A 12,889-nucleotide genomic window follows, 5' to 3' on the forward strand; every position below is an offset into this window, starting at 1 on the left:
ATGCCGCGCAAGCCCGACCGCAAGCCCGCCAAGGACCGGCCCAACCCCCTGGACCGGGCCGGGATCACGTACATCGACTACAAGGACACCGAGCTGCTGCGCACGTTCATCTCCGACCGCGGCAAGATCCGCAGCCGCCGGGTCACCCGGGTCTCGTCCCAGCAGCAGCGGCAGCTGGCCAAGGCGATCAAGAACGCACGCGAGATGGCGCTGCTGCCGTACGCCACCCGCTGAGCGGGTCCGGATCGGGTGAGGTTCCCCACGCTTGACGGGTGGGGAACCTCCCGCTCATGACGTGACGTGACGGGGCCGGTGGCCACGGCCGGCAGACGGCCGCGGCAGGGTCGCGACGGGCCGTCGGGACCGGGCCGGACGCAGGTCGGGCCTGCCGGACGGCGGTTACCGCCCGGGGCGGTTCGGGAGACGCGCCGCGTGGGTCGTGCGGGGCCGGACGCCGAGCGAGTGTCCGGCGATGGTCGGAGCACCGCACCGGCACAGAGGACGACCCATCCCTCCTGCGACCGGCGCATTTCTCCCCGTCCTCGCAGGCCGGAGCGGTGTTCCGGATGCCGGTCGGCAGGTCGAACGGCCGTCCCGCGGCCCCGCGCCTCAGCTCCCGCTTCTCCGGCACGGCCCCGCCGCGGCCACCCCGCACCGCCGCCGAGCGGATGTTCCGCCTCCACCGAACCTCCCCGAATCCGGCGACTTCCTCGCAGGCCGACGGGAACGACAGGCGGAGCCGGGCCGTCAGACAATCGAGAACTTCGGTCGAGCGGGTGTCCATGCTGTAACCGCGGGACCACCCCGCGTGCACGTGCATCTGCCCATGCATCTGCACATGAACAGAGCTATGATCCGGGTCAGTTGACCACTGCACCAATGGCCACACCAGCCAGTGCACCACCGGGGAGCGACCTGTGGATCACGACGTGTACAACGGTATGGCGGCCGCCGGGCTGCACGGTGTGGCCTGGCAGAAGAGCCGGCACAGCAACTCGCAGGGCTCATGCGTGGAGTTCGCCCGGCTGCCGGGCGGTGACGTGGCCGTGCGCAACTCGCGCTTCCCCGACGGGCCCGCGCTGGTCTACACCCGTGCGGAGATCGAAGCGATGCTGCTGGGCGTGAAGGACGGCGAGTTCGACCACCTGGTGGGCGGCTGACCATCCGCCGGGCCCCGGAGAAAACAGGGCAATCGGCACTCAACGCGCGGTGACGCGCGTAGAACCGCGACGCGAGGAAGCGTCGCGGTTTCTCATTCGCCGGCCGGCCGTGAACCGGTCCGCGGCAGCCGGAACAGCGCCCAGACCACCTTTCCGTCGAGCGCGCCCGCGAGGGGATGCCAGCCCCAGCTGTCGCTGAAGGAGTCGACGAGGAACAGCCCGCGGCCCGACTCGGCCGAGAAGTCGCCGGTCTCCCGGGCGACCGGGCTGTCATGACTGGGGTCGCGCACCGCGCACACCAGTCGCTCGGTCCACCGCATCAGGTGCAGCCGCACGGCGGCTTCACGGCCGCCGGCGCATCCGTTGCCGGCCGGGAGGCCGTGCCGCAGTGCGTTGGTGACGAGTTCCGAGACCACCAGGCAGACGTCGTCGAACCGCTCGCCCATGTCCCACTGGTCCAGGGTTCTGCGGGTGAACTTCCGTGCCTCGCGCACCGCTTCGTAGCGAGCGGGCAGAGCGCAGGAGGCGGCGTCGGACACGGCCGCGGGATCCAGCGGCGGAAGGCCCTGCCGTAACGGCTCGAGCATGGTCGATCCATTCGTCCCCATGCGAGGCACTCCCGGGAATTCGCGGTCGGTGCGATGCAGCGGTGGTGCGGGACCATGGTTTCGGATGCGTACAGCAGATGCAAGGGCAGATGCACGTGCACGTGACCGGAATGCGATGTCCCGTACCGCTTGTTGGTCAATTTTTCCGTCATCTTCGTGTCCGGCTTTGGCCGTTCACTTGCCTTCTTCTTGCTCCCGCGCGCGAGCGTCGACCGTCTCGATTCCGTTTCCGTAACCGGACGAGTACTGCTCGAAGTGCTTTAGTGGCAGACTGCGGCCCTTGAAGACGTTGGGGAGGCTGGCGAACGTGAGCGCGGGAGAGCCGGGATCGGTGGTGCGGCGCATGCTGCTCGGATCACAACTCAGGCGACTGCGTGAGGCGCGGGGCATCACGCGCGAGGCGGCGGGCTATTCGATCCGCGCCTCCGAGTCGAAGATCAGCCGCATGGAGCTGGGCCGGGTGAGCTTCAAGTCCAGAGACGTCGAGGACCTGCTCACCCTGTACGGCATCACGGACGAACAGGAACGCGCCTCCCTGCTGTCGCTGGCGAAGGAGGCCAACGTCGCCGGATGGTGGCACAGTTACTCGGACGTGCTGCCCAGCTGGTTCCCGACCTACGTCGGCCTGGAGGGCGCGGCCTCGCTGATCCGGGCGTACGAGGTGCAGTTCGTGCACGGACTGCTGCAGACCGAGGCGTACGCCCACGCGGTGGTCCGGCGGGGCATGCAGGGCGCGAGCGAGGCCGACGTCGAGCGCCGGGTCGCGCTGCGTCTGGAGCGGCAGAAGTACCTCGTCGACGAGCGCGCGCCCGACTTCCACATCATCCTGGACGAGGCCGCCCTGCGCCGCCCGTACGGCGACCGCGAGGTGATGCGGGGCCAGCTCCAGCACCTCATCGAGGTCTCCGAGCGGCCCAACGTGCGCCTCCAGGTGGTGCCGTTCAGCCTCGGCGGCCACTCCGGCGAGAGTGGCGCGTTCACGATCCTCAGCTTCCCGGAGTCCGACCTGTCGGACGTCGTCTACCTGGAGCAGCTCACCAGCGCGCTCTACCTGGACAAGGCCGAGGACGTCGCCCAGTACGAGAAGGCGCTCAAGGAGCTCCAGAGTGACAGCCCGGGCCCCTCGGAGAGCCGCGACCTCCTGCGGGGGCTTCTCCAGCTCTCCTGAAGTACCCCTCCAACTTGCCTGCGAGACAAGTACGATGACGTGTGATCAGATCGTGAAGGCGCGATCAGGGGTCTGCTTAGGGATCGAGGGATCACATTGTCGTCGTCCTGCTTCACCGACCTTGCACAGCAGTACATCGACGGTGAGTGGCGCCCGGGTACCGGTTCCTGGGACATCATCGACTTCAACCCGTACGACGACGAGAAGCTCGCGTCGATCACCATAGCCACGGCCGACGAGGTCGATCAGGCGTACCGGGCGGCGGCCCGCGCCCAGAAGCAGTGGGCCGCGACCAACCCCTACGCCCGCCGGGCGGTCTTCGAGAAGGCGCTGCGCCTGATCGAGGAGCGCGAGGCCGAGATCTCCGAGGCCATCATCGCCGAGCTCGGCGGCACCCGCCTGAAGGCCGCCTTCGAGCTGCACCTCGCCAAGGAGTTCCTGCGCGAGGCGGTCCACCTGTCACTGGCCCCCGAGGGCCGGATCCTCCCCTCGCCGGTGGACGGCAAGGAGAACCGCGTCTACCGGGTGCCGGTCGGTGTCGTGGGCGTGATCAGCCCCTTCAACTTCCCGTTCCTGCTGTCGATCAAGTCCGTCGCCCCGGCGCTCGCGCTCGGCAACGCCGTGGTGCTCAAGCCGCACCAGAACACCCCGATCGTGGGCGGTTCCCTGGTCGCGAAGCTCTTCGAGGACGCGGGGCTGCCCGGCGGGCTGCTGAACGTCGTCATCACCGACATCGCGGAGATCGGCGACGCCTTCATCGAGCACCCGGTCCCCAAGGTCATCTCCTTCACCGGTTCCGACGCGGTCGGCCGGCACGTGGCGACCGTCTGCGCCGGGCTGTTCAAGCGCTCCGTCCTCGAACTGGGCGGCAACAGCGCGCTGGTGGTCCTCGACGACGCCGACATCGACTACGCCGTCGACGCGGCGGTCTTCAGCCGGTACGTCCACCAGGGCCAGGTCTGCATGGCCGCCAACCGGATCCTCGTGGACCGGTCGGTCGCGGACGAGTTCACCGAGAAGTTCGTCGCCAAGGTCAAGACCCTCAAGGCGGGCGACCCGCGCGACCCGGAGACCGTCATCGGCCCGGTCATCAACTCCTCGCAGGCGGACGCCCTCTCCGGCGTGGTCGAGCAGGCACTCGCCGAGGGCGCCACCGCCCTGGTGCGCGGCGGGCGGACCGACAACCTCGTCGAGCCGTCCGTGCTGACGGACGTCCCCGCCGACTCGGCGCTGCTCAGGCAGGAGGTCTTCGGGCCGGTCGCGTTCCTGGTCCCGTTCGACGGCGAGGAGGAGGCCGTGCGCCTCGTCAACGACACCCCGTACGGCCTGAGCGGCGCCGTGCACACCGGGAACGTCGAGCGGGGTGTGGCGTTCGCCAAGCAGATCGACACGGGCATGTTCCACGTGAACGACGGCACCGTCCACGACGAGCCGATCGTCCCCTTCGGCGGTGAGAAGCACTCGGGCATCGGCCGGCTCAACGGCGACACGATGCTGGACTCGTTCACCACGACCAAGTGGATCTCGGTGCAGCACGGCCGGAGCGGATTCCCGTTCTAGAGGGTGTTGGAGGGTTCCGAGGCCTTCGTCATCCGGCGGAACCTGTGCGCCCCCGGGCCCTTGCGGACAGAACCTGGCCGCAAGGGTCCGTAGCTTTGCCGGTGTCGGGGGAGAGGCCCCCGGGTCTGGCGAAAGGCGGCGGGTCATGGTCACTCACGTTCCGGCGGAGGCACACGGCGATGAGCGCGGGGCGCTCCTGTCCTTCATCGCCGAGCAGCGCGGCGGTGTCCGCCGGGCGGTCCTCGGGCTGACGGACGAGCAGGCCTCGTCGCGGCCGAGTGCGAGTGAGCTGTCCCTCGCCGGGCTGGTCAAGCACGTCGCCGAGGTCGAGCAGATGTGGATCTCCCTGGCCAAGGGCGAGCCGCCGGCCGTCGTGCGGGACCAGAGCAACTGGCACGAGTGCTTCCGGCTGGTCGAGGGCGAGACGGTCGCATCGCAGCTGGCGTACTGGGAGAAGGTCGCCGCCGAGACGGAGGCGTACATCCGCTCGGTGCCGAGCCTCGACGACACCTTCGCGCTGCCGGCGCAGCCCTGGTTCCCGCCGGACGGCCGGGTCTCGCACCGCTGGCTCTGCCTGCACCTCATCCGCGAGACGGCCCGGCACTCCGGTCACGCCGACATCGTCCGCGAGTCCCTGGACGGCAGGACCGCCTTCGAGCTGGTGGCCGAGGAGCAGCGGGCGGTGGCCGAGGCGTAGTGGGCGGGGGCGGAGGCATAGCCTTGGCCGCATGTCAACGATCCGCCTCCTCGTGCTCGGCGCGGTCCGTATGCACGGGCGGGCCCACGGCTACCAGGTGCGCAACGACCTGGAGTACTGGGGCGCGCACGAGTGGTCCACGGCCAAGCCCGGCTCGATCTACCACGCGCTGAAGCAGATGGCGAAGCAGGGGCTGCTGCACGCGCACGAGATCGCCCCGTCCACGGCGGGCGGCCCGCCGCGCACGGAGTACGAGATCACCGGGCAGGGCACCGAGGAGTACTTCCGGCTGCTGCGCGAGGCGCTGGTCACCTACGACCAGCGCGGGGACATGAAGACGGCCGCCGTCGGCTTCGTCGTCGACCTGCCGCGGGCCGAGGCGGTCGCGCTGCTGAAGGAGCGGACCCTGCGGATCGAGCAGTGGCGGGCCGCCGTCCTGGAGCACTACGTGCCCGAGGAGGGGCCGGGGCAGCTCGGGCACATCGGCGAGATCATGAACATGTGGGTCCACACGGCCGACTCCGAGGCCGAGTGGACCCGCGGTCTCATCGAGCGCATCGAGGGCGGCGCCTACACCTTCGCCGACGAGGGCGACCCGTTCGTCGGTGTTCTGGCCGAGGACGAGGAGAACCCGTACGCGACGGGGGAGCGGCATCCCGGGGACGCTCACTAATCAAGTTTGACGAATAGCTCGGCCGGGTTTACGTTTGAGCCTGTAGTCAAGTTTGACTAGCGAGGGAGACTCAGTGGCCGACACGGCGATCACCGTCGAAGGCGCGGAGAAGGCGTACGGCGACAAGAAGGCGCTCGACGGGCTCGACCTCACGGTCGCGCGCGGCACGGTGCACGGGGTGCTCGGCCCGAACGGCGCCGGCAAGACCACCCTGGTGAGGGTCCTGTCCACCCTGCTGCGGCCCGACGCGGGCCGGGTCGAGGTGGCAGGACACGACGTGGTGCGCGAGGCGTACGCCGTGCGGCTGCGCATCGGCCTGCTCGGCCAGCACGCCGCGCTCGACGAGGAACTCGGCGGCCGGCAGAACCTGGAGCTGTTCGGCCGGCTGCACCACCTGGGCGCGCGGGGGGCACGCGCGCGTGCGGACGAACTCCTGGAGCGTTTCGACCTGGCCGGCACCGGCCGCAAGGCGGTCCGGCAGTACAGCGGGGGCATGCGGCGCCGCCTGGACCTGGCCGCCTCCCTGATCACCGAGCCGGAGGTGCTGTTCCTGGACGAGCCGACCACCGGCCTCGACCCGCGCGGCCGCGCCGAGGTGTGGGCGTCCGTCCGCTCCCTGGTCGGCGGCGGTACGACGGTCCTGCTGACCACGCAGTACCTGGAGGAGGCCGATCAGCTCGCCGACCGCATCTCGGTCGTCGACGCCGGCCGGGTCATCGCCGAGGGCACGGCGGACGAGCTGAAGGCCGAGACCGGCGGCGACCGCATCGACGTGATCCTGCGGCACGCCGGCCAACTGGGGGCCGCCGTCGCCCTGTTGCCGCTCACCGGCGTCAGCGTCGACACCGACCGCCGCCTGCTGAGCGCGCCGGTGACCGACCGCATGGAGGCGCTCTCCGGGGTCGTACGGGCCCTTCAGGAGGCCGGGATCGAGGCGGAGGACGTCGCGCTGCGCCGTCCGACGCTGGACGAGGTGTTCCTGCACCTCACCGGGGACGACCGCCGAGTGAAGGAGGCCGCGTGACCGCCTACGCCCTGACCGACTCCTGGACCATGACCCGCCGGGAACTCGCCCGCTGGGGACGGCAGCCCGTCCAGCTCGCCATCAATCTGATCTTCCCGGTGATGCTGCTGCTGATGTTCGGCTACCTGATCGGCGGCGGCCGGGGGGTGAGCGGCGAGTACCGCGACTACCTGATCCCCGGCATGCTCGCGCTCACCATGGCCTTCGGCCTGGAGGGCACGATGCTCGCCGTCACACAGGACCTCAACAAGGGCGTGATCGACCGCTTCCGCGCGATGCCCATGGCCAACGGTGCGGTGCTGGTGGGCCGTTCGGCCGCCGACATGCTCCAGTCGGCGCTGGCCCTGGTCGTGCTCATCGGCGTCGGTGCCGCGCTCGGCTGGCGTCCCGGCGGCGGCCCGGCGGCCCTCCTCGGGGCGATGGGCCTGCTGCTCCTGTTCCGGTTCGCCATGCTGTGGATCGGCATCCATCTGGCCCTGGTGGCGGGCAAGCCCGAGATGGTCCAGGCCGTGCAGATCCTGGTCTGGCCGGTCGGCTTCCTGTCCAACGCGCTGGCCGTCCCCGGCTCGATGCCCGGCTGGCTGGGCACGGTCGTCGAGTGGAACCCGATGTCCCACACCGCCACGGCCGTCCGGGCGCTGCTCGGCGTACCCGGCACGGAGTCGGGCCACACCTGGCCGGCCGTCCTGTGGCCCCTGGCCCTGCTGGCGGTGTTCTTCCCGCTGGCGGTACGCAGGTTCGCGCGGCTGAGCCGCTAGCCCGGGCGGGCGGGACACCGACGGTCTGCGCCGGCCCGGCGGAGCAGCCGCGTCGACAACCCTTCAGGCCGATACGGCTAGTGGTGGAAGCTCGTCGCCGCGCTCCTGTCCTCCGTCAGGGGGCGCGGCTGCCGGCGCAGGTCCGGGAGCAGACGTTCCAGGTCCTGGGCGAGCAGTTCCGCGAGGTCGCTGGAGAAGCCGTTGCGGCACACCACCCGCAGCACGGACAGGTCCTCCCGGTTGGCCGGGAAGGTGTACGCGGGCACCAGCCAGCCGCTCTCGCGAAGTCGCCGGGAGACATCGAAGACGTCGTACGCCTTCACGTCCGGCGCGGTCGTGAAGGCGAACACCGGCAGTTCGTCACCGCGGGTCAGCAGCTGGAAGTCGCCGAGCGCCTCGACCCGCCCGGCCAGCTCCGTCGCCACGTCGCGCGCGGCCTGCTGCACGGCCCGGTAGCCCTGCCGGCCCAGCCGCAGGAACGTGTAGTACTGCGCCACGACCTGCGCGCCCGGCCGGGAGAAGTTCAGCGCGAACGTCGGCATGTCGCCGCCCAGGTAGTTCACCCGGAACACCAGCTCCTCAGGCAGCGCCTCCGCGTCCCGCCACAGCGCCCAGCCGACGCCCGGGTAGACCAGCCCGTACTTGTGCCCCGAGGTGTTGATCGACGCCACCCTCGGCAGCCGGAAGTCCCACACCAGGTCCTCGTCGAGGAACGGCGCGACCATGGCCCCGGACGCCCCGTCGACGTGCACCGGGACGTCCAGCCCGGTCCGTTCCCGCAACGCGTCCAGCGCCGCGCACAGGTCCGCGATCGGCTCGTAGGACCCGTCGAAGGTGGAGCCCAGGATCCCGACGACCCCGATGGTGTTCTCGTCGCACAGCTCGGCGGCGGCCTGCGGATCCAGGTGGAACCGTTCGCCCTCCATGGGGACCAGCCGGGCCTCCACCTCCCAGAAGTTGCAGAACTTCTCCCAGCAGACCTGCACGTTCACGCCCATCACCAGGTTGGGCCGCGCCCCGGGGTAGCGGTCGGCGTTGCGCTGGGCCCAGCGCCGCTTCAGCGCCATCCCGGCGAGCATGCACGCCTCGCTCGACCCGGTCGTCGAACACCCCACGGCGGTCGCCGGGTCGGGCGCGTTCCACAGGTCCGCGAGCATCGCCACGCAGCGCCGCTCCAGCTCGGCGGTGCGCGGGTACTCGTCCTTGTCGATCATGTTCTTGTCGCGGCACTCCGCCATCAGGATCCCGGCCTCGGGCTCCATCCAGGTGGTGACGAAGGTGGCGAGGTTCAGCCGGGCGTTGCCGTCGAGCATCAGCTCGTCGCGCACCAGCTGGTGGGCCGTCGTCGGTGCCATGGGCTGGTCCGGGAGACGGTGCGTGGGCGGGGCCTCGGCCATGTCGCCGAGCGGGTTGGCGGGTCCGTAGAAGGGATTGACGGACAGGCGGCGTTCGGCGGCCTGGTGGGGACCTTCGTGGAGCGGCATGGGTGCCTCCAGGGGTGAGTTCCGCAGGGGGGATTTCGGCAGAGGGCGTCAGCGGACCGGCGTGCCGTCCTCACGCAGCTGCATCTGCGGCCGGCCCGTCACCAGCAGCCAGGCCGGCAGCGAGGCGATGCAGAGCAGGGCGATGACCGCCGGCTCGGCGACCAGCACCGCGGCGACGAACAGGCTGATCCAGCCCTGCCGCGTGATCGCCAGCAGCACCCCGAGCACACCGGCGGACACGCCCACCGAGGGATGCACCCCGGACACCAGGGCGTGCGCGCACAGCCCTAGGGCGGTGCCGGCGAACACGGCGGGGAAGATGCGCCCGCCGCGGAAACCGCAGGACGCGGCGACGACCAGCGCGGCCAGCTTCACCACCGTCATGACGGCGAACTCCCCGGCCGACCAGCCGTCCGGGTCGTGGGCCAGCGTGGCGATCTCGTCGAGCCCCTTGAACAGCGTCAGATGCCCGCCCACCGCCGCGAGGCAGCCGAGCACGACCCCGCCCGCCGGGAGCATCAGCATCGGGTGCCGCAGCCGCTGGAAGGCGCTGTGCGCGTACGGCAGGGCCCGCACGGCGCACATGGCGAGCAGCGCGCCCACCGCGGCGACCACGACGGACGCCAGCAGGTCGGACCACCCCGGCCGGCCGAAGGACGGCAGGCCCAGGTCGAAGGTCGGGTGGTCGAGGAGGGAGACGGTCAGGGAGCCGGCGGCCGCGGCGGTCAGCGGCGCGAAGAGGTTGTCCCACAGCCTGCCGCGGGTCTCCTGCGAGGCCAGCAGTTCGGAGATCGCCAGGGCGGCGGCGACCGGGGTGCCGAACAGCGCGCCGATGGTGGCGGCTTCCGCCAGCGCCGGCCAGATCCGGCCCGGTGCCCGGGGGATGAGCCGGCTGCCCAGCCAGACCGCGAGGCCCACGTTCACGGTGATGATCGGGTTCTCGGGGCCGAGGCTGGGCCCGCCGGCCAGCATCAGCGCGGTCACCAGCAGCAGCCCCGGCAGCACCACGGGCGGCAGGACGGGGGCGTCCAGGCCGATGGTGGCGGGATCGGGGCCCGCGTGCCCCGGCACCTTCCACACCACCAGCCCGACCGCGATGCCGGTCGCGATGAGGACGACGAACATCCATGCCACGGAGTACCGGCCGACCCCGAGCGCGTCCGGCACGGTCCGCCAGAGCACGTCCTCCAGCTGCTTGGCGGCGACCTCCACCCCCACCAGGATCAGGCTGCTGAGCACGCCCACGGCGACGGCGGGCACGATCGACGGCAGCAGGGTGCGGGCGGGCGTCGACGGACGGACGGCGGATGCCTGGTCTTCGGAGTCCTGGACCACGGGCACACGATAAGCGGATCAAACGGTACAAACAGGAAACACGCTTGCACCTCACGTGGCGTGAGGCCCGACCGTGGAGCACGGAAGAAGGGAGCGGAAGTGAACTACTCGGTGGGACAGGTCGCGGGCTTCGCCGGTGTCACGGTGCGCACGCTGCACCACTACGACGACATCGGCCTGCTCGTCCCGAGCGAACGCAGCCCCGCGGGCCACCGGCGCTACAGCGACGCCGACCTCGACCGGCTGCAGCAGATCCTGTTCTACCGGGAGCTCGGCTTCCCCCTCGAGGAGGTCGCCGCCCTGCTCGACGATCAGGCCACCGGAAAGGCAGACCCCCGCGCACACCTGCGCCGCCAGCACGAACTGCTGACCGCCCGGATCGAGAAGCTGCGGAAGATGGCGGCGGCCGTGGAACACGCCATGGAGGCACGCACGATGGGAATCGACCTCACGCCCGAGGAGCGGTTCGAGGTCTTCGGGGACAACGACCCGGAGCAGTACGCCCAAGAGGTGGAGGAGCGCTGGGGCGACACCGACGAGTACGCCGACTCGCAGCGCCGCACCGCGAGCTACACCAAGGAGGACTGGAAGCGCATCCAGGCCGAGGCCGCCGACTGGGGCGAGCGCTACGGCGCCCTGATGTCGGCGGACGAGCCGCCCACCGGCGAGGCGGCCATGACCCTGGCGGAGGAGCACCGGCAGCACATCTGCACGTGGTTCTACGAATGCTCCTACGAGATCCACCGCTGCCTCGGCGACATGTACGTCTCCGACGAGCGGTTCAAGGCGTTCTACGACGCGCTGCGCCCGGGCCTCGCCGAGCACCTGAGGGACGCGATCGCCGCGAACGCGGCACGTCACACCTCCTGATCCCCGGCCCGGGAGTGCCTCACTCCCGGGTCAGGACCACCGCCGTGCCGTACGCGCACACCTCGGTGCCCACGTCGGCCGCCTCCGTCACATCGAAGCGGAACGCGAGAATCCCGTTGGCGCCACGCGCGCGTGCCTGTTCGACGAGCCGCTCCATGGCCTGGTTGCGGGTCTGCACGAGCGTCTTGGTGAGCCCGCGCAGCTCGCCGCCGACCATCGACTTCAGCCCGGCGCCGATCTGGCTCCCCACATGGCGGGAGCGCACGGTCAGGCCGAAGACCTCGCCGATCACCTCCCGCACGTGGTAGCCGGGTACGTCGTTCGTGGTGACGACCAGGACCTCGGGCTCCGGGCCCTGTCCGCCGCCGTATTCGTCGATGCCCATGCTTCACAGCTTTGACCGGGGCCGGGCACAGTGCATCCTGAGTACGCCCATGGAACCTGGGCCACGACGGCTGCGTTGATACTTTGAGGCAGCCAGCCCGCCCGTCCCCACAGCAGCAGGAGCCACATCCCCGTGACCACGCTTGCGCTCGGCCCCGAGTGGCTCAGCCCGGACTACCTGATCTCCACGTTCAGCCTGCCCGGAATCCTGCTCATCGTCTTCGCGGAGTCCGGTCTCTTCGCGTTCCTGCCGGGTGACTCCCTGCTGTTCACGGCCGGCCTCTTCGTGGCCGAGGGCACCTACATCACCCAGCCGCTGTGGCTGGTCTGCGCGCTGATCGTGCTCGCCGCCGTCATCGGCGACCAAGTGGGCTACATGATCGGCAAGTTCCTGGGCCCGAAGCTCTTCAGCCGTCCCAACTCCAAGCTCTTCAAGCAGGAGAACCTGGACAAGGCCCACGAGTTCATGGAGAAGTACGGCCCCAAGGCGATCGTCCTGGCCCGCTTCGTCCCCATCGTGCGCACCTTCGCCCCCATCGTGGCGGGCGCCGGCCGCATGAAGTACCGCACGTTCCTCACGTACAACGTCATCGGTGGAGTCGCCTGGGGCACCGGCGTCACGCTCGCGGGTTACTGGCTCGGCCAGATCGGCTTCATCAAGAAGAACGTCGAGTCGATCCTCATCCTGATCGTCCTGCTCTCCGTCGTCCCGATCATCATCGAGTACCTGCGCGACCGCTCGAAGAAGAAGCGCGCGGCGGCCGAGGCTCCCGCGCAGCGGCAGCAGCCCGAGGCCATGGACGACGCGACGACCCAGCTCCGCCGCATCACCCCGGACGACCAGCCGCCCCACCAGCAGCCGCACAACGACCGGAACGGCTACAGCGACCAGCAGTACTACAACCAGTACCCGCAGGCCCCGGGCTACGGCCAGCAGCAGCCGTACGGCACGCAGCAGCCGCACGGTGGCACCCAGCAGCCGTACGGGACACAGCAGCCGCACGGTGGCACCCAGCAGCCGTACGGGACACAGCAGCCGTACGGCACGCGGCAGGGGCCCTACAACAACGGCTACTGAGCCGGCCTTCCCGTGGGGGCGCGCGGGGAACTGCGCGAACAGCCCCCACGGGCCCGCGGCCGCCGGCGGAGCCACTCGCCCCGACGCCGT

At 70.5% G+C, this 12,889-nt stretch carries 15 protein-coding genes; 10 read left to right on the top strand and 5 right to left on the bottom strand.

What is annotated here, in order from left to right:
* Complete coding sequence (rpsR, locus tag IGS69_RS19230) at nt 1–234, top strand: 30S ribosomal protein S18 (protein WP_097218584.1); 234 nt, start codon at nt 1–3, stop codon at nt 232–234.
* A 707-nt stretch (nt 235–941) separates the two neighbouring features.
* Entirely contained in the window at nt 942–1,160 is a 219-nt protein-coding gene (locus tag IGS69_RS19235) for a DUF397 domain-containing protein (RefSeq protein WP_045296613.1), read from the top strand.
* Nucleotides 1,161–1,252: 92 nt separating this feature from the next.
* On the opposite strand, the gene IGS69_RS19240 is transcribed toward IGS69_RS19235, so the two are convergent.
* Together IGS69_RS19240 and IGS69_RS19245 are read right to left on the bottom strand one after the other, a co-directional pair.
* The gene (locus tag IGS69_RS19240) at nt 1,253–1,768 is read right to left on the bottom strand and encodes an ATP-binding protein (protein WP_190901478.1); all 516 of its coding nucleotides are present in this window, start codon (nt 1,766–1,768) and stop codon (nt 1,253–1,255) included.
* A 174-nt stretch (nt 1,769–1,942) separates the two neighbouring features.
* Nucleotides 1,943–2,113: a hypothetical protein gene (locus IGS69_RS19245; protein ID WP_190901480.1), complete on the bottom strand. Its 171-nt coding sequence runs from the start codon at nt 2,111–2,113 to the stop codon at nt 1,943–1,945.
* On the opposite strand from IGS69_RS19245, the gene IGS69_RS19250 reads away from it, so the two are divergent.
* The 6 genes from IGS69_RS19250 (at nt 2,112) to IGS69_RS19275 (ending at nt 7,648) form a co-directional block, all read left to right on the top strand.
* Entirely contained in the window at nt 2,112–2,936 is an 825-nt protein-coding gene (locus tag IGS69_RS19250; protein ID WP_190901482.1) for a helix-turn-helix domain-containing protein, read from the top strand. The genes IGS69_RS19245 and IGS69_RS19250 overlap by 2 nt on opposite strands.
* 96 nt (nt 2,937–3,032) lie before the next feature.
* Nucleotides 3,033–4,496 carry an aldehyde dehydrogenase family protein gene (locus IGS69_RS19255; protein WP_190901484.1) on the top strand — a complete coding sequence of 488 codons (1,464 nt, stop codon included), beginning with the start codon at nt 3,033–3,035 and terminating at the stop codon, nt 4,494–4,496.
* A gap of 145 nt (nt 4,497–4,641) precedes the next feature.
* Nucleotides 4,642–5,193, top strand: a complete 552-nt coding sequence (locus IGS69_RS19260) for a DinB family protein (protein ID WP_190901486.1) — start codon at nt 4,642–4,644, stop codon at nt 5,191–5,193.
* A gap of 31 nt (nt 5,194–5,224) precedes the next feature.
* Nucleotides 5,225–5,866, top strand: a complete 642-nt coding sequence (locus IGS69_RS19265) for a PadR family transcriptional regulator (protein WP_190901488.1) — start codon at nt 5,225–5,227, stop codon at nt 5,864–5,866.
* A 73-nt stretch (nt 5,867–5,939) separates the two neighbouring features.
* Nucleotides 5,940–6,890, top strand: a complete 951-nt coding sequence (locus tag IGS69_RS19270) for an ATP-binding cassette domain-containing protein (protein WP_190901490.1) — start codon at nt 5,940–5,942, stop codon at nt 6,888–6,890.
* Entirely contained in the window at nt 6,887–7,648 is a 762-nt protein-coding gene (locus tag IGS69_RS19275) for an ABC transporter permease (protein ID WP_190901491.1), read from the top strand. Before IGS69_RS19270 ends, IGS69_RS19275 begins: the two co-directional genes overlap by 4 nt.
* A gap of 77 nt (nt 7,649–7,725) precedes the next feature.
* On the opposite strand, the gene IGS69_RS19280 is transcribed toward IGS69_RS19275, so the two are convergent.
* Both IGS69_RS19280 and IGS69_RS19285 read right to left on the bottom strand, forming a co-directional pair.
* A complete protein-coding gene (locus IGS69_RS19280; protein WP_190901493.1) occupies nt 7,726–9,132 on the bottom strand; it encodes a glutamate decarboxylase in 1,407 nt (468 codons plus the stop codon).
* Between the two features lie 48 nt (nt 9,133–9,180).
* Nucleotides 9,181–10,467, bottom strand: coding sequence for an ion channel protein (locus IGS69_RS19285; protein ID WP_232543578.1), 1,287 nt, complete (start codon nt 10,465–10,467; stop codon nt 9,181–9,183).
* Between the two features lie 99 nt (nt 10,468–10,566).
* Here IGS69_RS19285 and IGS69_RS19290 point away from each other — a divergent pair, with 99 nt between their 5' ends.
* The gene (locus IGS69_RS19290) at nt 10,567–11,337 is read left to right on the top strand and encodes a MerR family transcriptional regulator (protein ID WP_190901497.1); all 771 of its coding nucleotides are present in this window, start codon (nt 10,567–10,569) and stop codon (nt 11,335–11,337) included.
* Between the two features lie 19 nt (nt 11,338–11,356).
* Here the strand turns inward: IGS69_RS19290 and IGS69_RS19295 are convergent, their stop codons facing one another.
* A complete protein-coding gene (locus IGS69_RS19295; RefSeq protein WP_031110265.1) occupies nt 11,357–11,722 on the bottom strand; it encodes a YbjQ family protein in 366 nt (121 codons plus the stop codon).
* 132 nt (nt 11,723–11,854) lie between these two features.
* Here IGS69_RS19295 and IGS69_RS19300 point away from each other — a divergent pair, with 132 nt between their 5' ends.
* Nucleotides 11,855–12,799 carry a DedA family protein gene (locus IGS69_RS19300; protein ID WP_190901499.1) on the top strand — a complete coding sequence of 315 codons (945 nt, stop codon included), beginning with the start codon at nt 11,855–11,857 and terminating at the stop codon, nt 12,797–12,799.
* Nucleotides 12,800–12,889: the final 90 nt, after the last annotated feature.

The sequence above is a fragment of the Streptomyces tuirus genome, assembly GCF_014701095.1.
Lineage (GTDB): Bacteria > Actinomycetota > Actinomycetes > Streptomycetales > Streptomycetaceae > Streptomyces > Streptomyces tuirus.